This is a genomic window from Pseudomonas sp. S31 (assembly GCF_016648105.1).
In the GTDB taxonomy this organism is placed as follows: Bacteria; Pseudomonadota; Gammaproteobacteria; order Pseudomonadales; family Pseudomonadaceae; genus Aquipseudomonas.
Map to the genome: position 1 here is coordinate 1 of NZ_JACVVE010000097.1, position 406 is coordinate 406.

General features: G+C 59.6%; 1 protein-coding gene. It reads left to right on the top strand.

The features are described from left to right. Positions 1 to 185: hypothetical protein (locus IAE37_RS28970; protein WP_236410228.1), on the top strand; the 185-nt coding region annotated here is incomplete at its 5' end. Between the last annotated feature and the right edge of the window lie 221 nt (positions 186 to 406).

The following is a 406-nucleotide window of genomic DNA, read 5'->3' on the forward strand; positions in this document are numbered from 1 at the left end:
TGCGCCAACCTGTGCCCGTCTCTTTCTTCTGGAAAGAGACGGGCACTTCTAACACTGCTGCAGCCCTGATCGCACATGGCTTTGCGGCATTCCTCCTCGTGACAATCGGCGTGACAAACGCCGATGTCACCAGCAACAGCCATGTAGATGATGGTGCCGCAGACCAGGGAATGGACTGCACCTGACTGACAGTCAGGCATGCCCCGGTCATCACATTGCTGCTTGCACCTGGCTCAGGATCTTCAGGCACTGGTCTCGTCAGCCAATGCTGCCTCCACCCGCCCACCGGTAACGGTGCTCAGGAGGCCAGATCATGAGATGCCCGTGCTCCCGGTCGTAAGGAGCCGCCAGTCCCGCGTAGTGGACATTCCCCACAGGTCGCAGGGGCCTTGATCCCTGATAACAC